This window comes from Erythrobacter rubeus (genome assembly GCF_014705715.1).
GTDB lineage: Bacteria > Pseudomonadota > Alphaproteobacteria > Sphingomonadales > Sphingomonadaceae > Erythrobacter > Erythrobacter rubeus.
The window spans coordinates 44,457-61,944 of the sequence record NZ_JACXLC010000001.1 but is presented as its reverse complement, the minus strand read 5'-3'; the positions used below and the strand labels follow the sequence as shown (position 1 = coordinate 61,944).

The following is a 17,488-nucleotide window of genomic DNA, read 5'->3' as shown; positions in this document are numbered from 1 at the left end:
CTGCTCCTAAACATCATCCGCGCTGATCATCTCGGCCCGGTCGATCTCGCCTGTCAGGCTTGCGACAGTAGTAGCGACCGCCGCGTCGCCGCTCACGTTGGTGGTCGTTCGCATCATGTCCATGATCCGGTCGATGCCTGCCACCAGCGCAATGGTTTCCAGCGGCACGCCGACCGCGCTGAATACCAGCACCATCATGATCAGGCCCGATCCCGGAATGCCCGCCGCGCCGATCGCGCCGAGTGTGCCGAGAACCGAAATCGTGATGTAATCGGCCATATCGAGCTGCACGCCGAAGGCTTGCGCGCCGAACAGGGTCGCGAGCCCCAGATACATCGCGGTCCCGTTCATGTTGATCGTCGCGCCGAGCGCGATGACAAAGCTTGCGACCGAATTGCTGATGCCGAGATTGCGCTCTGCGCAGCGCAAGGTCACCGGCAGCGTCGCGTTCGAACTTGCGGTGGAATAGCTGACCGCGATCGCATCGACGATGCCGCGAAAGAAATCGATCACCGGGAGCTTGGCGATGAACTTGATCATCCCGGCATAGATCAGGCCGATGATGAGCAGGCAGCCGAGGTAGTTGAGGAACACCAGTATGCCCAGTGCCTGCAGCGCCTCGACCCCGAGCGTGCCCGCGACCCACGCCATCAGCGCGAAGACGCCGAACGGGGTAAGCTCCATCACCACCATCGTCACTTTCTGCATGACGACGCTGCCGCTTTCGAAGATCTTGAGGACGGGCTCACCGTCTTCCTTCGCCATGAGGATGCCGATCCCGATCAGGAGCGAGAAGACGATCAGCGGCAGGACGTTGACATCGGCCATCACCTGAACCGGGCTGGAGGGCACGATTTCGAGGATCATCTGCTGAACCGTGACCGCCTCTTCCTGGCGGCTTTGTGCGCGGTCCAGCGCACCTTGATCGAGCGACATCGAAGCGCCGTCGATCCCCGATCCGGGCTGCACGAATGTTCCAATGCCAAGGCCGAGCCAGACCGCCATCTGCCCCGTCACCACGAAGATCAACAGCGCCCGCCAGCCGACACTGCCGAGCTTTCTGAGATCGCCGATACTGGCAACGCCTGCGACCAGGCTGAAGAAGATGAGCGGGACCACCAGCATCTTGATAAAGGCGATGAAGATATCGCCGATGATCTTGATGCTTTCCGCACCCGGCCCCCAGACATAGCCGACGATGATGCCGAGGATGAGCGCGCCGATCACTCGCTGCCACAGCGGAATGGCGAACCATCCTGCGACCAGCCCGCGCTTTGCCGGGCTGGGGCTGCCTCCGCCGCGGGTCGAGGTTTGCGAGGCTGTATCGCTCATGTCATGTCCCTTGAAGCGCGGCCAATGCCACGCGCGTATATATTCTGGCCAACGTGTCGAGGTCATGAACTGCGACCGCTTCATCACGTTTGTGCATCGTAGCGTTGGTGAGGCCAAACTCAATCACCGGGCACACTGCGCGCAGAAATCGCGCATCGGATGTGCCTCCCGTGGTGGAGGCTTCTGGTACGAGACCTGTTTCGGCCTCGACCGCCGCAGCGATCATCGAAGAGAAGTCGCCGGGTTCGGTAAGGAAGGGTTCGCCGCTGATCACCGGGCGCGCTTTGCCGCCATGCTTTTCGGCGATCTCGGTCACCTTGCGTGAAAGCGATGCGCCGGAATGCTTGTCATTGAACCGGATAGAGATCCGCGCCTTGGCCGTTGCCGGGATCACGTTGTGCGCGCGGTTTGGCACATCGACCTCGGTGATTTCGAGATTGCTCGGCTGGAACCAGTCGGTGCCTTCATCGAGATGCAGATTATTGAGATCGGACAGCATCGCAACCATCGCAGGCAGCGGGTTGTCGGCAAGGTGCGGGTACGCGACATGGCCCTGCGTCCCCTCGACCTCCAGCCAGATATTGACCGAGCCGCGCCGCCCGATCTTCATCATGTCGCCCAGCCGGTCGACGCTTGTCGGTTCGCCGACCAGGCACAGATCGGGCTCGACTTCCTGCTCGCGCATGTAATCGATCAGAGCGCGCGTACCGTGGAGCGCCGGGCCTTCCTCGTCCCCGGTGATGATGAAGCTGATCGTGCCCGCTTCCGCTGGAACCTCGGCGACCGCCGCGACCATCGCCGCAATCGCGCCCTTCATATCGACTGCGCCGCGCCCATACAGCAGCTCGCCGCGCTCCTCCGGTTCGAAGGGCGCGCTGGTCCAGCCTTCACCGGGCGGCACCACATCGACGTGCCCCGCGAATGCGAAGTGTTTCGAGCCTTCGGAGCCGCGGCGGATCGCGAACAGGTTCTCGACCGGGGCTTCCTCGCTCCCTTCCGGCCCATCCCCGCGCGTGAAGCGATGCACCGCAAAGCCGAGCGGCACGAGCATCGCTTCCAATTCATCGAACACCGCGCCTGTGGCCGGGGTTACGCTGGGGGCCGCCATCAGGCGTTTGGCAATCGCTAGAACTTCAGACATTGATGGCTGCCTAGCAGGAGAAACTCGTCATGCCCAAGCTCGATCTCGATGCAATCGCGCAAACCAATGCGACAGGGTATCCGCCGCCATACGATGCGGACGTGGTCGGGCGGCATTATCGCAGGCTCGCACCCGCTGCCGGCCTCACGCAAATGGGCGCGAGCCATGTGGTTCTCGAGCCAGGAGCCTATTCATCGCAGCGCCACTGGCACAGCCATCAGGACGAGCTCGTCGTCATGCTCTCGGGCAAGGCTGTCCTCATCGAAGACGAAGGGGAAACTCCGGTCCTCCCGGGCGACGTGCTTGCATGGGCGGCAGGCGCGAAGAACGGCCACCGGCTGCACAATCGCAGCGATAAGCAGTGCGTCTATGTCGCGATCAGCGCTGGCGACCGCGCACTCGACAGAGGCGAATATCCCGACATCGACATGGAGTTCCGCGCGGATGGGTATTTCCGCAAGGATGGCACCCGCTACGATACCGAGCGATTGCCCTAATTTCGCTCTGGCTCCGGGAGCGGACCGGGCGCAAAGGCGCTTTCGAGCAATTCCGCGATACGGATGCCTGCCTGCTGGACGCGGCGTCTTGCGATGGGGACACCGCGAACGATATCTTCCTGACTGAGCGCGGTCTTCGATGGTAGCTCTGCTGCGCACACATCCTCCCGGTCGAATGCAGTTGGATAAACGAAGCTGCGGGCGATCTCCCAGCTTTCGCGCCCCCAATCCGCCGCATCGCCGCCGCCCAGGTCAGCGCGTTCGGCCCGCGAATAGCGCCGCACCACCGGATCGGCAGGATCGCTGATCGCGCGCTCTGCCAGCGGCCCGTCCCAGATCCAGTGGAGATTGAGGCTCGGCACGATACCGTAATCGGCTTCGCGATCGTTGCCACCGCGATCTCCCTTGTCGCCCGAGTGAAGCGGCATGTGCACGTCGCCTGCAAAATGCACCATGAAGGCAAGCGCCTGCAGCCGCACATGGTCGGGCAGGCTTTCGTCCGCAAGGATGCGGTGATTGCGTTCCACCTGCGCGGTCACGCAGTTGCCTCCAGGGCAGTTGGCGCGCGGGTTGTACGCTTCGCAGATCGGCGCGGTGCGATAATGCCATGCCGCGGTGTGGCCCCAACGCCAGCGCGTGCGGCGCACGCAATCGGGCCAGACGCTGGCATCCTCAATTGACAACAGCTCGCATTCGGGCGTGCCGAGCAATTCCTGCGAGCGGATGAGGCGACGTATCTTCGCGCGCGTCTCCGGCGAGACATTCTCCTCGGCGATTTCGGCGGTCTTGCGATGAGCGTAGAAGCCCCAGGCGTGAGCGGGCGCAGGAAGAGCGAGTATGAGCGCGCAAAGGCCCGCGAGCGTTATTGCGCTCCAACGCTCTCGTATTGCTCGATGACCCATTGTTCGTCCTCCGCCGCGGAAATCCACTCCTGTGTCCAGGCGTGTTCCCACATCGCTTCCATATAGCTTTGCGCAAAGCCGGGTACACCAATCCCGTAGGTGATGAACCGGGAAACGACCGGGGCGAAGAAAATATCCGCTGCGCCATAAGTGCCGAACAGGAACGGGCCTGCGCTGCCATGGCGTGCACGCGCTTCGGCCCACAGCTGGAGAATGCGCACAATGTCTGCCCGGGTCTGATCGGAAACCTCTTTCAGTTCCACTCGGCGGCGCACATTCATCGGCATTTCGGTGCGGAGCGATGCGTAGGAGGAATGCATTTCAGCGACCATCGCGCGGGCCATTCCGCGCGGCGCGTCATCCTTGGGCCAGAAGCGGTCGCGGCCAACCTTGTCGGCCAGGTATTCGAGGATCGCGAGGCTATCCCAGATCACGGTCTCATCGTCCCAAAGGATCGGAACCTTGCCGTGCGACGGAGCCATATCGCCCATTTGTTGCTTGGTCTTCTCCCAGTGCTCACCCAGGATCGGAACGGTGATTTCTTCGAAATGCAGGCCCGATTGTTTTGCCGCAAGCCATCCGCGCATCGACCAGCTCGAATAATTCTTGTTGCCGATAATGAGCTTCATGTGCCTGCTCCCGCGTTGGTGGTAGGTCCTGTTTGCCTGCCGTAGATATTCAGTCTTTCGCTGTCGAGGCTGAACAAGTTACTATTGCTGGCAATATAGCATGGAGAATTCGCAATGAACCTGCCGCCCTTTCACCTCGCCTTTCCTGTCGATGATCTGGCCGCAGCGCGCGCGTTTTACGGGGAGCTTCTGGGCTGCACCGAAGGGCGCAGCAGCGAAGAATGGATCGATTTCGATTTCCATGGGCATCAGATTGTCGCGCACCTTTCAACCGGTGCAGGCGATCGCGCGAGCAACCCCGTCGATGGCCACGATGTGCCGGTCCCGCATTTCGGGCTCGTCCTTTCAATGGAGGACTGGCAGGCTCTCGCAGACAAGCTGATCGCTGCCGGAACCGAATTCGTGATCGAACCGACTGTGCGGTTCGAAGGCAAGCCCGGCGAGCAGGCCACGATGTTCCTGCGAGACCCGGCAGGCAACGCGCTCGAATTCAAGGCATTCGCGGATATGGGACAGCTGTTTGCGACTTAGCCGCCAGAGCGAACCAGCGCGAATCCCACTGGGCTCACCCCGAGATTGCTTGTCTGCGCCGGCATCGCTGCGTTACAATCGCAGCATAGGAAAGGGGATCACATCGTGTTCAAGCATTTGTCCGTCCTTGCCGTTCCGCTCCTGATCACCGCCTGCGCAACCGACCGCGACGCGAACACGCTGTCTGGGGACGCAGCCAAGGGCAGAGCCTTCGCAGCGGCGAATTGCGCGAGCTGTCACGCTCTCGATGATGGTGTGTCGCCGCATCCTGATGCACCCAGCCTTCGCCGCGCGGCGAACCGCCTGCCGGAATGGATGGTGGAAGGGTCCTTCGAACGCGGAGTTCAGGTCGGTCATACAGGCGAGATGCCCGTGTTCGTTTTCGAGGATGGCGATATCGCCAATCTCCTTGCCTATATGGAGACGCTCAGGGATACAGACTGAGCGGTGTCGGCCGGGACGCTGGCTCGTCTGAGGATGGAAACGGCGAGGGTGCTCACTCATCGAAATTGATACAGCTTTGAGGGGAGCTCATAATTGCACTTGCCACAGGTGATCACCCACTACCATTCGCAGACCGATCTCCCCTTTCAGAATCTGAGCGAGCTCGGAGGCGATGAGCTGGTCCAGGTTCTCGAAAGGCTAAACCGGCGCAAAGCGGACAATCCGAGTTTCAGGCGAGTGTTCGGAAAGCGGTATATGGACCTTCGGAGAAAAACCGAGGCGAAGCTCCGCGATCTCTTTATAGCGCGCGGCGGCAAACCCGAAAGACAGTCGCCTCACTACTTCGTGCTCGGAGAGTGCGCCTGGTTTTCCGGGCTTTATCCTGACCCAGCAACGGTAACCTTGGATTGGCGGTCGCTGCCTCGCGATCAGGCTTGCTTCACCTATCCCGACAGCTTTGTGTCGATGCGCCTGGGAGCCGAATTCGGACTGCCAGCCGAACCCGCTCAGCCCTACCATGAAAAGGCGTTTTTCCTCGACGAACTCTTTGATGTGGTCGCGGAACATGGGCTGCCAGATGGTGCAACGGATGACGACTATGAGGGCTATCACAAACGAAAGTTCGAAAAGTACATCGAAGTTCAGGTCTGGAGTGATCGTCCGGTGGCCGCCTTTCTAGGCGCTTAGATTGACGGAACGGGGCCAGGTTTGCCTCGACCTAACCGGACAGGTTGCCTATCGACAGCGAAGCCCAAACAGTACGCTTTTTTACTCCGCGAACCATCCCTCACCCAAAGCATCCGCAACCAGGGCCGCTCTTAGCGCGTCGATGCCCATCCCCTTCTCCGCGCTGGTAAGGTGCAGTTCGGGATAGGCGGCGGGGTGCTTGCGCGCTTCCTCGGCGACTTCGCCGGCGACGCGTTCGAGGTGGCTCGCCTTGATCTTGTCGGTCTTGGTCAGGACGATGCGATACCCGACCGCTGCTTCATCCAGCATCTTCATCATCTCGCGGTCGACATCTTTCAGCCCGTGGCGGCTATCGACCAGCACGAGATTGCGCGCCAGCACCTGGCGACCGCGCAGATAGCTGCGCACAAGCTTCTTCCACTTGTCGACCACGGAAACGGGCGCCTTGGCAAAGCCATATCCGGGCATGTCGACAAGCCGGATCTGCACCGGCTCCCCGATCTCGAAAAAGTTGAGTTCCTGCGTGCGGCCCGGCGTCACCGATGCGCGCGCGATGGATTTGCGCATCGTTAGCGCGTTGAGCAGCGACGATTTGCCGACATTGCTTCGCCCGCAAAATGCGATTTCGGGTACGATCGGCTCGGGCAGGAATTTGAGCTGCGGGGCGGAGAGCAGGAAATCGACCCGCCCGGAAAACAACCGCGCAGCCTGCTTTTCGCGGTGCTGCTGCGCGCGCTCTTCCAGTTCCGCGTCCGATGGCTGCTGCCCGGTCACGCCTTGCTCTTTTCTTCCTTGGCTTTCTTCTTCGCCAGCTCCGCCTTGTCCTTCGCCGCCTGCGCTTTCAGCTGCGGATGCTTGGAATAGAGATAGCTTTGCTGCGCCACGGTCAGGATGTTGGACGTTACCCAGTAAAGCAGCAGGCCGGCAGCGAACGGCGCCATCACGAACATCAGAACCCACGGCATCAGGTTGAAAATCTGCTGCTGCATCGGATCCATGACGGACGGGTTGAGCTTGAAAGTCAGCCACATGGTCAGGCCGAGCAGAACCGCCAGCACGCCGATGCCAAGGAAGCCGGGCACTTCGAATGGCAGCAATCCGCCGAGGTTCAGGATCGTCCAGGGATCAGGTGCGGACAGATCCTTGATCCAGAAATCGATGAAGGGTTCATGCCGCATTTCGATCGAAAGGATCAGGACTTTGTAGAGCGCAAAGAAGATCGGAATCTGCAGAAGCATCGGAAGGCAGCCGGCGACCGGGTTCACCTTCTCCTCCTTGTACAGCTTCATGATCTCCTGCTGCTGCTTCTGCTTGTCGTCCTTGTAGCGTTCCTGGACGGCTTTCATCTTGGGCTGGATCGCCTTCATCGAAGCCATCGAGGCGAAGCCCTTTTGCGCGATCGGGAACATCAACGCGCGCACGATTACCGTCAGCAGGATGATCGCGACGCCGAAATTGCCGACGAGATCGTTGAGCGCACGCAGGAGCCAGAGGAGCGGCTTTTCGAACCATTCGAACCAGCCCCACGAAATCGCCTTGCCGAAATAGGTGATGCCGGTGTCTTCGTATTCGTCGAGGATGACGCTGTTCTTAGCTCCGGCGAACAGCCGGGTTGTCTGCGACAGCGTGCCGCCTGCAGGAACGGTCTGCGCATCGTAGATCAGATCGCTGCGGAACAATTGGTCGCCGAGCGAGCGGAAGCCGACATTGTCGACCTCGCCGTCGCCCGGGATCAACGCAGAGTGCCAATAACGGTCGGTGAAGCCGAGCCACGAGGCGGCGCCCGAGGGCGTATCGCGCCCGATCTCGGCAAGTTCCTCATAGCTGTTGGGATCATGCAGCGTACCGCCGAACACCCCCACGGGGCCGGAATGGACGATGAATTCATCGGGCGAGGCGCTGCGAGCGTCCCGCTTGATCAGCGCGAATGGCTGAATGATGGCGGCGCTCCCGGACGTGTTCTGGACCGTCTGCTGCGCCGTGATCATGTAGTTTTCGTCGATCGACAGCGCGATCTCGTACACCGCGCCGCTTGCATCGGTGCGCGTCAGCGTAACGGGGGTTTGCGGTGTCAGCCGCTCGCCATCGGCCTGCCACAGCTCGTTCGAAGAAACGCGCTGACCGCCGACGACGAAGCCGAACTCGGCGAAATACTGATTGTCGGTCCGCTCGGGCGCGAACAGGCGAACCGGTCCGCTGTCCCTGTCGACGCTCTGCCGGTAATCCTTGAGCACGAGATCATCGATCCGCGCCCCGCGAAGGTTGATCGATCCGGCCACTTTCGGCGTATCGATAACGACGCGGTTCGGATCGGCGAGCGCGGCGGAAAGATCAATCGGACCGCTCGGCATTTCGGCGCCATCGGCGAGATCAGCTGCAACCGTCGTCGTGCCCGGCGCGGAACCGGCGCTCGTCTGCGCGGCAGGCTCGACTGCTTCGGTCGGCGCGGAAAGAGATGCCGCCGGATAGAATGTCCGCATCGCGAAATCCCAGCCGAGAATGAGCAGGCCGGATAACGCGACGGCGAGCAGGAGATTGCGCTGATTGTCCAAGATGAAATCCCGTTAAGTCGTCGAATGCTGTGTTATATAGACACTACAGTGCGGAATGCTATGGTGCGGTCACGGCACTGGGTCGTGTCCATGTCCGCCCCATGGATGGCAGCGCCCTAGCCGCTTTAGCGCCAGCCATCCACCCTTGAGCGCGCCATATTTGCGCAGAGCCTGGATCGCGTACTGGCTGCACGATGGCGAGAAGCGGCAGGTCGGCGGCAGGATCAGTGACGGGCCAAGCTGCCACGCGCGGGCGATAGCGATCAGGATGTATTTCATTTTGCTGCGCCCTTCCTGTTCCCGCGCCGTGGCCGCGAAGAGCGACGCGGATCGGATTTGCCATCGCGCGCGCGGGCAAGAGCGCGGTCGAGCTCCTCCGCCATCGTGTCGAAATTACGCTCCACACCGCCCGACCGCCCGATGAGGACGTGATCGTGGTGCGGCAGCCCGCGCTCGGGAAGAGCGGCGCGCAGAAGCTCGCGAAAGCGCCTCTTCATGCGGTTGCGCACCACCGCATTGCCGATCTTCTTGGTAACGGTGACACCATAGCGGATCCCCTGCCCACCATTGGGCCGGGTCAGCAACACGAAGCCGGGCCGCGCGTTCCGAAGCCCCCTGTTAGCGGCGAGGAAGTCCGATCGTTTGGTGAGGACCTGGATCATTGATCAGATTTTAGCCGAAGCGTTTCGGCTCCCCGAGTCTTTGTTTTTCGCAGCGCATCCGCGCCGCGATATCCTCGCTCATGCGACCTAATGGTCGCGTCGCTGCGGGCGGCCTTGCAGGTGGCCTTTGGCCAGCTGCGTCTTCGACTTCGCTTCCGGCCTTGCGACCCTGCGGGCCGAGCCGCGCCAATAAACCCTCTACCGAGAAACGCGAACGGGCTCCCGGATGGGAGCCCGCAAGGGCGACTGCCCGTCGCCGCTACTGCTGCGTAGCCAAGCGGGCCGGATGGCCCGCGCCCGGCGCCTGAGGGCGCCAGAGAATTACGCGCAGAGTTTCTTGCGGCCGCGCTTACGGCGGGCGCGCAGCACTTTGCGACCACCCGTGGTCGCCTTGCGCGCGAAGAAACCGTGCCGACGGGCACGCACGAGATTGCTAGGCTGAAAAGTCCGCTTCATATCGTCCTCGATAAACTGGTTCGACAAGCTGGCGCCGCGAAGATTTGCCGCCCGCTGCTCATCGATGAATAGCGACCACCGCAAAAGGGCAGTCCGTCAGGCGCGCGCCACTATGGGATAGAGGGGCGCGAGTCAAGCCGTGACGCGCGATATTCAGGGCTGGGCCGGCCCGCTGCGACGGGCGCGCGACGTGCTGTCTGCTTCGGCACTGCGATCATCAAAGCGCTTCTATTTCCTCGACAATCCCGGTCCGACGCTGCAATACCGCCGAAATAAAGGTCGCAAATCACACGAGGATTTACTTTGGTAGCGCTGGTTAGGACTGTGGCCTATCTCGGTCTCGACGCGCGCCAGGTCGAGGTGCAGTGCCAAGTCGCCTCGGGATTGCCGCGATTCTCGATCGTCGGCCTGCCGGACAAGGCGGTCAGCGAAAGCCGCGAGCGCGTTCAGGCCGCTCTTTCGGCGATGGGCCTCGCGCTGCCGCCAAAGCGGATCACGATCAATCTGTCGCCTGCCGACCTGCCCAAGGATGGATCGCATTACGACCTGCCGATCGCTTTGGCCTTGCTTGCGGCCATGGGCGTGACCGATGCCGAGCAATTGGGCGATTGGATCGCGGTCGGGGAGCTTTCGCTCGACGGCAGGATTGTCGCCAGCCCCGGAGTGCTCATCGCCGCACTTCACGCCAGCGAAGTGGAGGCCGGGCTTATTTGCCCTGCGGATCAGGGATCGGAGGCAAGATGGGCAAGCGGCGTTCCGGTGCTCGCGCCGCGCGATCTGTCGGCGCTACTCGGTCATCTCAAGGGCTCGCAGGTTCTGGATGAGCCCGTCCGCGGTGACGTTACCGACGCGCCGCCGGTCACCGATCTAAAACAGGTGAAGGGACAGGAAACCGCCAAGCGCGCGCTCGAAATAGCCGCTGCTGGCGGGCACAATCTCCTGATGATGGGCCCGCCGGGATCGGGAAAGAGCCTGCTGGCGAGCTGCATGCCCGGCATCCTGCCTGAGCTATCCCCGTCGGAAGCCCTCGAAGTTTCGATGGTGCAGTCGGTCGCCGGGTTGCTCGATGCCGGACGGATCAGCCGCGCGCGCCCTTTTAGGGCGCCGCATCACTCGGCCAGCATGGCCGCGCTCACCGGCGGCGGGCTGAAAGTACGTCCGGGCGAAGTGAGCCTCGCGCATCTGGGCGTCCTGTTCCTCGACGAATTGCCTGAGTTTCAGCGCCCCGTCCTGGATTCGCTGCGCCAGCCGCTCGAGACAGGCCAGGTCGATGTTGCGCGGGCGAATGCACATGTGACCTTCCCTGCTCGGGTGCAGCTGATCGCGGCGATGAACCCGTGCCGCTGCGGCCATGCGGGCGAGCCGGGACACACCTGCGCGCGCGGCCCGCGCTGCGCCAGCGAGTACCAGGCCCGGCTCTCCGGCCCGCTGCTCGATCGGATCGATCTGCATGTGGAGGTTGCTGCGGTCAGCGCCATGGACCTTGGCCTGCCGCCCGCTGCCGAAGGCTCCGAACAGGTGGCGCGGCGGGTCGCGGTGGCGCGCGCGATGAGCGCCGAACGCGGCATCCGGTCCAATGCCGAGCTCGACGGCGAAAAGCTGGAGCGGTTCGCCGCCCCCGATGATGCGGGGAAGCATCTGCTCATGCAGGCCGCCGAGAAACTCCGCCTGTCCGCACGTAGCTACACGCGCATGCTGCGGGTCGCGCGCACGATTGCCGATCTGGCCGGCGAAGACGCCGTCGGGCGCACGCACATTGCCGAGGCCTTATCCTATCGCCAGATGGTCGGCCGCACATAAACAAACGCGAAAGATTCATCGCAGCGCAAGGTCGAAGCGTGTTACCGCTTGGCCCTGCGCTAATTCAGAATCGGCCACCGCAACGCATGGCAACATCCCCTCCACCCGAAGCATCCGAGGCTCCGCCGCGGCAAGGCTTGCTGAGCGCGCTGCAGGAGCGCAACATCGATCGGCGGGTGTTCGGTATCGCCGCAGCGCTGCTGATCGAGGCACTCATCATCGCACTGTTGCTCACTCTGGGGACGGGGATAATCGGCGAGCGCGATCAGGGGGAAACGCTGACCACCTTCTCCGCCATCGAACCGAGCGCGGACCAGGACACGACAGTGGAAGAAGCGCCGCTCCCCGATGCGCCGCCAGCTCCGGCCATACCTGAGCAGCCCGCGCCCGAAGTGCCGCCCCCGCCAGTTGAAGAGCAGCCCGTGCAGCCGGTCGAACAGCCGCCCGCCGTCGTTTTGCCAGTGCCTGTGCCCGCTCCCGCTCCGCCGGCACAGCCGCCCGCGCCGCGTCCAGCGCCGCCTGCCCGGCCGACGCGCTCATATGGCCCTCCCAGCACCGGCTCCTCGAGCTCGGTCGACAGCGAACGGGTCGGCACCGCCCCCAATGGCGAGCCGCTTTATGCGGCGCGCTGGTACCGCGAACCGACCGACAGCGAGCTTGCGGGCTATCTTTCGACTGCCACAGGACCGGGCGCGGCGTTGATCGTGTGCCGTACGGTGCCAAATTTCTATGTCGAGGACTGCGAATTGCTCGGCGAATCTCCGGCCGGTTCGCAGATTGGCCGCGCCGTTCTGGCAGCAGCGTGGCAATTCCGGGTTCGTCCCGCAACCATCGGGGGCCGTTCGCAAGTCGGATCGTGGGTTCGGATCAGGATCGACTACGTCGCGCGGCCATAATGCCAATCCCGTGTCAGGCGGCAAACCGGCGGATGACCTCGAAGAATTGCTCGCCGTAGTTCTCGTGCTTCTTTGCGCCGATACCCTGGATCCGGCCCATCGCCTCGAGCGAGTCCGGACGCTCGCTGGCCATGGCGCGCAGCACGCTATCGTGGAAGATGATGTAGGCCGGGATGCCCTGCTCACTCGCAAGGGCCTTGCGCTTTTCGCGCAGCGCATCGAACAGCGGATCGCCGATTGGATTGGCTTCCTGCCCCGCGCGGCGCCCTCGCACACTTCTCTGCTTCTTAGGCGGCTCGCCGATCAGTATCGCCCGCCCTCCCCGCAGCACCGGCAGCGCCATTTCGCCGAGTGCCATGCCGCCGTGCTCGGTCGTGGTCAGCATTTCGTGTGCCATCAGGTGACGCATGACTGGGCGCAGGAGCGGCGCCTCTTCTTGTTCGAGGATACCGAACACAGATAGCCGGTCATGCCCGCGCTGGCTCACGCGGTCATCGCCGCGCCCGAGCAGGACCTTCTCGATATGGCCGATGCCGAAGCTCTGGCCGGTGCGATAGACCGCGCTCAACAGCTTGCGCGCGATCTCCGTAACCTCGATCACCTTAGGTGGGTTTTCGCAATTGTCGCAATTCCCGCATGTTGCCGCCGGTTCTTCGCCGAAATGCCTGAGCAGGATCGCACGCCTGCATCCAGCGGCTTCGACCAAAGCGGCGAGCGCATTCAATCGCGCACGCTCACTCGCAAGGCGATCAGGCTCGATATCGCCGAGCCACTGGCGCGCCTTTGCGAAATCGTTCGCGCTCCAGAACAGCTGCGCTTCTGCAGGATCGCCGTCGCGCCCGGCGCGGCCCGTTTCCTGATAATACGCCTCGATCGACTTGGGCAGCCCGGCATGGACCACGAAACGCACGTCGGGCTTGTCGATGCCCATGCCGAAGGCGATCGTCGCTACCATCACCATGTCGTCCGACCGCACGAATTCGGCCTGCACCGCCGCGCGCTTTTCCGGGGGCAGGCCTGCATGGTAGGCGCCTACCGGGCGGCCCGTTGCAGCAATGCGGGCGGCGAGATCTTCGGTCGCCTTGCGGCTGTTGGCATAGACGATACCCGCGCCCGGATTGCGGCTGACAAACTCCGTGATCTGCTTCGCGCCATTCTCCTTCGCAGAGATCGCATAGCGGATGTTGGGCCGGTCGAATTCCGCCACGATCAACCCGTCTTCGGGTATGCCGAGCTGACGCAGGATGTCCTTTCGCGTCGTCTCGTCGGCGGTCGCCGTGAGGGCAAGCTTAGGGACATGCGGGAACTGATCGAACAGCGATTTCAGCTGGCGGTAATCGGGCCGGAAATCGTGGCCCCACTCGGACACGCAGTGCGCCTCGTCGATCGCGAATAGCGAAATATTGGCTCCGCCAAGCAGGCTCCGAAAGGAAGCCGTGTTGGCGCGCTCTGGCGCGACGTACAACAGGTCGAGTTCGCCGTTCAGCAAAAGCTGCGCGGTTGCGGCATTGTCATGGTCTGCCGAGGTCATCGAAGCCGCTCGTATGCCGACCGCACCGGCAGCGCGGATCTGGTCGTGCATCAATGCGATGAGCGGCGAGATGACGATTGCGGTCCCCGGGCGGGCCAATGCGGGCAGTTGATAGCAAAGCGATTTGCCCGCGCCCGTCGGCATGAGCGCGCAGGTATCCTCGCCGCGCATGACACGCGAGACCACTGCTTCCTGACGGCCTCGAAAGCCGCCGAAGCCGAACGTCGTCCGCAGAATTTCTTCCAGATCGGTGCTTACGCCCGCATCCATCGCCAGTCCGGTCCCGCTGCCTGCTTTTGAGAGGTTCAGTCCGGGTTAGCGTGTTCGCTGGATTCCCACCAAGGCGCATAGGTGGAGTTATGCACGAGCTTGCGGTTCTGATCGGGTGCGCCGTCGTCCCACCACACCGGGCCGCGCTCGCCAAGAGAGACCTTTGCGCGGTGCACGTCCGCCCTCGCTGCCTTCTCCGCCGTCTCATCGCCAGCGCGTTTCGCCGCCCCGACCGCACGCCGGGCGTCCATCAGGGCATCGACGAGGGCTTGGCGCTCCTCATTCGAGAGGTCTGGATTGCTAGCCCGCCAGAGCCGTCCCCTGACGATGATGTAGCGCCCGTCGGGTGTGCGCACCGGGCCGTCAGCTTCAGCCAGCGGCGGCTTTCTTCGCGGATTCGAGATCGACCACATCGCCCGTTGCGAGAGTACCGGCTGGCGACGCAATCGAACCATCGGCGCGCTTGCCAAGGTCTTCGCGCTTCACGAGCCACAGATCCTGATGCGAAAGGATTCGGCCATCATGGCCAAGGATCGAGACCGGGCCGATCGGCAAGCGATCGCGTTCGTCGACCAGAACCGGGTTTTCGGTCATCTCGGTGCCGTATTTCTGACCCCATTGGCGCAAAGCGAGCATTGCGGGCAGCAGGTCGAAGCCTTTTTCGGTCAGCCGGTATTCGATCTTGCGGCGATCGTCCTCGCACGGTTCGCGTTTCAGGATGCCGTGCTCGACCAGTTTGGCGAGGCGATTCGAGAGAATATTGCGCGCAATTCCGAGCTCGCTCAGGAATTCCTCGAAGTGCTTGAGCCCGTTGAAGCTCGCCCGAAGGATCATGAAAGACCAGCGTTCGCCCATGACTTCAAGCGCTTGCGGCAATCCGCATTCAATCAGTTCGCGCAGTGGTTCTCTTATGTCGCCCATATCAGTCCTCTTGTTGCAACCTATCTAACGCGATTCGTCGCAATCTCAAAATTGTGCCGGATTCCGCGCCTTCGATGGTGCTGACAGAAAATATAAGTTTTTAGTTGCAACCTGAAACCTAATCACATAGGTAGTGATTCGCAACTGGTTTCGATCTGAAACCTGATTCGCAAAAAATCAGGCTCAAACAAGGGCTGCCCCTAGAAGGAATACGACGATGACCCTCTCCCTGACCCGTTCCAGCCGTCTTTCGATCTTCGTGCTGGCTCTCGCTTACACCGGACTCACCTTCGGCACTGCAATCGCTCCTGCACCGGCCGCCGCACAAAGCGGTGCCTATTACACCGCCGAACTGGCCCAGCCGGTCGATGACAATCGCCCGGTTGCAGGCGGCGTCGCCTGGGCATGCAAGGATACCAAGTGCATCGCCAACAAAGGCTCATCGCGCCCGCTGCGCATCTGCCGCGGCCTCGCCCGTGAATTCGGCGAGATCACCAGCTTCACCGCCAAGGGCGAAGAAATGACCGGCGAAAAGCTGGCGAAGTGCAACGGCAACTAAGCCGATAAGAACCATTCCCCCGGACGCGATCTATCCCTCGCGTCTCACCGCTCCGCATCTCTCCACAGCGGACGACACTGAAAGCCCCCGATGCAGCGATCCCCAATCCGCTGCCTCGGGGGATTTTTTTTAGAGAAGGCCCGCGCTGTTCAGCTGCGCTTCCAGCGCATCCGCATCTGTAAAGATATGGGCCTCCCAGCCGCGGGATCGTGCCGCTTCGACATTCGCGGGATTGTCGTCGGTAAAGAACAGATCCCCGCCAGCACGCCCGCTGCGCGTCTCGGTGATCTGGTAGATTCTGGGATCGGGTTTGGCGATCTTCTCTGCGCCTGAAACAATGATGTCTTCGAACACCGTGAAGATCGGATGGACTGAGCGGAACTGATCGAACAGCTCGACACCGAAATTGGTCAGACAGAACAGCGGAATACCGCATGTCTGCAGGCGGTAGACGAGCGCATGGACGCCCTCTACCTCTTCGGCAGCGGTTTCGTTAAAGCGCGCAGCATAGGCCGCGATGAGCAGCGCCTGATCCGGGAATTGTGCAATCCGCGCGGGGAGCATTTCAGCCAGGGGAACGCCTCTGTCGTGCTGGAAATGCCAATCCTCGGTGACGACATTGGCGAGAAACCAGTCGAGCTCGCTCTCATCGTCGATCAGCTTTTCGAAGAGATTGCGAAGCTGCCAGTGGAACAGCACACGGCCGACATCGAACACCACGGCTTTGCTGGAATCGGTCACCTCTATGTCCCCTGCAGAAACGGCTGCGGCCCGCTCTCCAATCGGAGGCGGGCCGCTGCGTTTGCGCGGTCATCCCTTAAAGGAGACCGGCCAATCCATTCCGGTTCAGCCCTGGCGGGCTTTGAAGCGGCGGTTGGTCTTGTTGATCACATAGGTGCGACCGCGGCGGCGAATGACGCGGCAATCGCGGTGACGGTTCTTCAGCGACTTGAGGCTGTTACGGACTTTCATGATTTCTTCCCGGAAATAAAACAGGCACCGGAGTTAAGCTCCGATGCCGGAAATTCAAGCCGCGCGCCTAAGCGGCGAATCGCGCAAAGTCAATCATCTTCGCGGATTTCCGTGAGTTTTCGCTCCCATGCGAGAGCATGGGCGATGATAGTGTCGAGATCGGCGAATTCCGGCTTCCAGGGAAGCGTCTCCCGAATGCGAGAGGGGTCGGACACGAGCGAGTCGGGGTCTCCTGCGCGCCTGCCTTCGATCTTGCGCTCTATCGTGCGATTGGTCACGCGGTCGACTGCATCGAGCACCTCGAGAACAGAAAACCCGCGCCCGTAGCCGCAATTCATCGTCAGCGATCGGTCGGGCTGTTCGACAAGCGCCTGCAGCGCCAGAACATGCGCAGCGGCAAGGTCGCTCACATGAATGTAATCGCGCACCCCCGTGCCATCCGGCGTGTCGTAATCGGTGCCGAACACGCTGACATGGCTTCTCTTGCCCAAGGCCGCTTCGACCGCGACCTTGATCAGGTGGGTCGCGCCTGCAGTGGATTGCCCGGAGCGCGCCAGCGGGTCCGCACCTGCGACGTTGAAATATCTCAGCGCGCAGTAATTGAGCGCGTGCGCCGCCGACGTGTCGGACAGCATCTGCTCCGTCATGAGTTTCGACCAGCCATAGGGGTTGATCGGTTTCCCAGCCGCTTCCTCCGGGACAGGCG

The 17,488-nt window shown here is 62.2% G+C and carries 22 protein-coding genes; 7 read left to right on the top strand and 15 right to left on the bottom strand.

Features of this window, described 5'->3' with window-relative positions; genetic code table 11:
• Positions 1 to 6: 6 nt before the first annotated feature.
• Both IB285_RS00310 and dapE read right to left on the bottom strand, forming a co-directional pair.
• On the bottom strand, positions 7 to 1,266 hold the full coding sequence (locus tag IB285_RS00310) for a dicarboxylate/amino acid:cation symporter (RefSeq protein WP_190788912.1): 1,260 nt from the start codon (positions 1,264 to 1,266) through the stop codon (positions 7 to 9).
• Between the two features lie 67 nt (positions 1,267 to 1,333).
• Positions 1,334 to 2,473 (bottom strand): succinyl-diaminopimelate desuccinylase, encoded by a 1,140-nt coding sequence (gene dapE, locus IB285_RS00305; RefSeq protein WP_190786306.1) that lies wholly within the window; start codon positions 2,471 to 2,473, stop codon positions 1,334 to 1,336.
• A gap of 29 nt (positions 2,474 to 2,502) precedes the next feature.
• Here dapE and IB285_RS00300 point away from each other — a divergent pair, with 29 nt between their 5' ends.
• The gene (locus IB285_RS00300; RefSeq protein ID WP_190786305.1) at positions 2,503 to 2,970 is read left to right on the top strand and encodes a cupin domain-containing protein; all 468 of its coding nucleotides are present in this window, start codon (positions 2,503 to 2,505) and stop codon (positions 2,968 to 2,970) included.
• Here IB285_RS00300 and IB285_RS00295 read toward each other — a convergent pair.
• Together IB285_RS00295 and IB285_RS00290 are read right to left on the bottom strand one after the other, a co-directional pair.
• The gene (locus IB285_RS00295; RefSeq protein ID WP_190786304.1) at positions 2,967 to 3,872 is read right to left on the bottom strand and encodes a S1/P1 nuclease; all 906 of its coding nucleotides are present in this window, start codon (positions 3,870 to 3,872) and stop codon (positions 2,967 to 2,969) included. The genes IB285_RS00300 and IB285_RS00295 overlap by 4 nt on opposite strands.
• Positions 3,833 to 4,501, bottom strand: a complete 669-nt coding sequence (locus IB285_RS00290) for a glutathione S-transferase family protein (protein WP_190786303.1) — start codon at positions 4,499 to 4,501, stop codon at positions 3,833 to 3,835. The genes IB285_RS00295 and IB285_RS00290 overlap by 40 nt, the downstream gene beginning before the upstream one ends.
• 114 nt (positions 4,502 to 4,615) lie before the next feature.
• Here IB285_RS00290 and IB285_RS00285 point away from each other — a divergent pair, with 114 nt between their 5' ends.
• The 3 genes from IB285_RS00285 (at position 4,616) to IB285_RS00275 (ending at position 6,163) form a co-directional block, all read left to right on the top strand.
• On the top strand, positions 4,616 to 5,032 hold the full coding sequence (locus tag IB285_RS00285; protein WP_190786302.1) for a VOC family protein: 417 nt from the start codon (positions 4,616 to 4,618) through the stop codon (positions 5,030 to 5,032).
• 105 nt (positions 5,033 to 5,137) lie between these two features.
• Positions 5,138 to 5,476, top strand: a complete 339-nt coding sequence (locus IB285_RS00280; RefSeq protein ID WP_190786301.1) for a c-type cytochrome — start codon at positions 5,138 to 5,140, stop codon at positions 5,474 to 5,476.
• A 108-nt stretch (positions 5,477 to 5,584) separates the two neighbouring features.
• Positions 5,585 to 6,163 (top strand): hypothetical protein, encoded by a 579-nt coding sequence (locus IB285_RS00275; RefSeq protein ID WP_234033015.1) that lies wholly within the window; start codon positions 5,585 to 5,587, stop codon positions 6,161 to 6,163.
• A gap of 81 nt (positions 6,164 to 6,244) precedes the next feature.
• On the opposite strand, the gene yihA is transcribed toward IB285_RS00275, so the two are convergent.
• From yihA to rpmH, 5 genes are all read right to left on the bottom strand, one after another.
• A complete protein-coding gene (gene yihA / locus IB285_RS00270) occupies positions 6,245 to 6,937 on the bottom strand; it encodes a ribosome biogenesis GTP-binding protein YihA/YsxC (RefSeq protein WP_407925594.1) in 693 nt (230 codons plus the stop codon).
• Entirely contained in the window at positions 6,934 to 8,715 is a 1,782-nt protein-coding gene (gene yidC, locus IB285_RS00265; RefSeq protein WP_190786299.1) for a membrane protein insertase YidC, read from the bottom strand. The genes yihA and yidC overlap by 4 nt, the downstream gene beginning before the upstream one ends.
• Positions 8,716 to 8,784: 69 nt before the next feature.
• Entirely contained in the window at positions 8,785 to 8,994 is a 210-nt protein-coding gene (gene yidD, locus IB285_RS00260) for a membrane protein insertion efficiency factor YidD (protein WP_190786298.1), read from the bottom strand.
• Positions 8,991 to 9,377 (bottom strand): ribonuclease P protein component, encoded by a 387-nt coding sequence (gene rnpA / locus IB285_RS00255; RefSeq protein WP_190786297.1) that lies wholly within the window; start codon positions 9,375 to 9,377, stop codon positions 8,991 to 8,993. The genes yidD and rnpA overlap by 4 nt, the downstream gene beginning before the upstream one ends.
• A gap of 321 nt (positions 9,378 to 9,698) precedes the next feature.
• A complete protein-coding gene (gene rpmH / locus IB285_RS00250; RefSeq protein WP_086438043.1) occupies positions 9,699 to 9,833 on the bottom strand; it encodes a 50S ribosomal protein L34 in 135 nt (44 codons plus the stop codon).
• 303 nt (positions 9,834 to 10,136) lie between these two features.
• Between rpmH and IB285_RS00245 the strand changes: the two genes are divergently transcribed.
• Together IB285_RS00245 and IB285_RS00240 are read left to right on the top strand one after the other, a co-directional pair.
• A complete protein-coding gene (locus tag IB285_RS00245) occupies positions 10,137 to 11,633 on the top strand; it encodes a YifB family Mg chelatase-like AAA ATPase (RefSeq protein ID WP_190786296.1) in 1,497 nt (498 codons plus the stop codon).
• 86 nt (positions 11,634 to 11,719) lie between these two features.
• A complete protein-coding gene (locus tag IB285_RS00240; protein ID WP_190786295.1) occupies positions 11,720 to 12,529 on the top strand; it encodes a hypothetical protein in 810 nt (269 codons plus the stop codon).
• 13 nt (positions 12,530 to 12,542) lie between these two features.
• On the opposite strand, the gene recQ is transcribed toward IB285_RS00240, so the two are convergent.
• Genes recQ through IB285_RS00225 form a run of 3 tightly spaced genes read right to left on the bottom strand, consistent with a single transcriptional unit; the run spans position 12,543 to position 15,251 of the window.
• Positions 12,543 to 14,330, bottom strand: a complete 1,788-nt coding sequence (recQ, locus tag IB285_RS00235) for a DNA helicase RecQ (protein WP_190786294.1) — start codon at positions 14,328 to 14,330, stop codon at positions 12,543 to 12,545.
• A gap of 35 nt (positions 14,331 to 14,365) precedes the next feature.
• Entirely contained in the window at positions 14,366 to 14,743 is a 378-nt protein-coding gene (locus tag IB285_RS00230; protein ID WP_234033014.1) for a hypothetical protein, read from the bottom strand.
• Positions 14,700 to 15,251: a winged helix-turn-helix transcriptional regulator gene (locus tag IB285_RS00225; RefSeq protein WP_190786292.1), complete on the bottom strand. Its 552-nt coding sequence runs from the start codon at positions 15,249 to 15,251 to the stop codon at positions 14,700 to 14,702. The genes IB285_RS00230 and IB285_RS00225 overlap by 44 nt, the downstream gene beginning before the upstream one ends.
• A 217-nt stretch (positions 15,252 to 15,468) precedes the next feature.
• Here IB285_RS00225 and IB285_RS00220 point away from each other — a divergent pair, with 217 nt between their 5' ends.
• Positions 15,469 to 15,810: a CC_3452 family protein gene (locus tag IB285_RS00220; RefSeq protein WP_190786291.1), complete on the top strand. Its 342-nt coding sequence runs from the start codon at positions 15,469 to 15,471 to the stop codon at positions 15,808 to 15,810.
• A gap of 129 nt (positions 15,811 to 15,939) precedes the next feature.
• Here the strand turns inward: IB285_RS00220 and IB285_RS00215 are convergent, their stop codons facing one another.
• The 3 genes from IB285_RS00215 to IB285_RS00205 all read right to left on the bottom strand — a co-directional run.
• The gene (locus tag IB285_RS00215) at positions 15,940 to 16,551 is read right to left on the bottom strand and encodes an HAD hydrolase-like protein (RefSeq protein ID WP_190786290.1); all 612 of its coding nucleotides are present in this window, start codon (positions 16,549 to 16,551) and stop codon (positions 15,940 to 15,942) included.
• 105 nt (positions 16,552 to 16,656) lie between these two features.
• Complete coding sequence (gene ykgO / locus IB285_RS00210) at positions 16,657 to 16,782, bottom strand: type B 50S ribosomal protein L36 (protein WP_011415100.1); 126 nt, start codon at positions 16,780 to 16,782, stop codon at positions 16,657 to 16,659.
• A gap of 89 nt (positions 16,783 to 16,871) precedes the next feature.
• Positions 16,872 to 17,488: NAD-dependent epimerase/dehydratase family protein (locus IB285_RS00205; protein WP_190786289.1), on the bottom strand; the 617-nt coding region annotated here is incomplete at its 5' end.

Coding starts and splice junctions, on each gene's coding strand:
- rpmH (WP_086438043.1), bottom strand. CDS start 9,833: ATGAAGCGGACTTTTCAGCCTAGCAATCTCGTGCGTGCCCGTCGGCAC.
- IB285_RS00300 (WP_190786305.1), top strand. CDS start 2,503: ATGCCCAAGCTCGATCTCGATGCAATCGCGCAAACCAATGCGACAGGG.
- IB285_RS00225 (WP_190786292.1), bottom strand. CDS start 15,251: ATGGGCGACATAAGAGAACCACTGCGCGAACTGATTGAATGCGGATTG.
- IB285_RS00240 (WP_190786295.1), top strand. CDS start 11,720: ATGGCAACATCCCCTCCACCCGAAGCATCCGAGGCTCCGCCGCGGCAA.
- IB285_RS00285 (WP_190786302.1), top strand. CDS start 4,616: ATGAACCTGCCGCCCTTTCACCTCGCCTTTCCTGTCGATGATCTGGCC.
- IB285_RS00230 (WP_234033014.1), bottom strand. CDS start 14,743: ATGTGGTCGATCTCGAATCCGCGAAGAAAGCCGCCGCTGGCTGAAGCT.
- dapE (WP_190786306.1), bottom strand. CDS start 2,473: ATGTCTGAAGTTCTAGCGATTGCCAAACGCCTGATGGCGGCCCCCAGC.
- rnpA (WP_190786297.1), bottom strand. CDS start 9,377: ATGATCCAGGTCCTCACCAAACGATCGGACTTCCTCGCCGCTAACAGG.
- yidD (WP_190786298.1), bottom strand. CDS start 8,994: ATGAAATACATCCTGATCGCTATCGCCCGCGCGTGGCAGCTTGGCCCG.
- recQ (WP_190786294.1), bottom strand. CDS start 14,330: ATGGATGCGGGCGTAAGCACCGATCTGGAAGAAATTCTGCGGACGACG.
- IB285_RS00290 (WP_190786303.1), bottom strand. CDS start 4,501: ATGAAGCTCATTATCGGCAACAAGAATTATTCGAGCTGGTCGATGCGC.
- IB285_RS00295 (WP_190786304.1), bottom strand. CDS start 3,872: ATGGGTCATCGAGCAATACGAGAGCGTTGGAGCGCAATAACGCTCGCG.
- IB285_RS00220 (WP_190786291.1), top strand. CDS start 15,469: ATGACCCTCTCCCTGACCCGTTCCAGCCGTCTTTCGATCTTCGTGCTG.
- ykgO (WP_011415100.1), bottom strand. CDS start 16,782: ATGAAAGTCCGTAACAGCCTCAAGTCGCTGAAGAACCGTCACCGCGAT.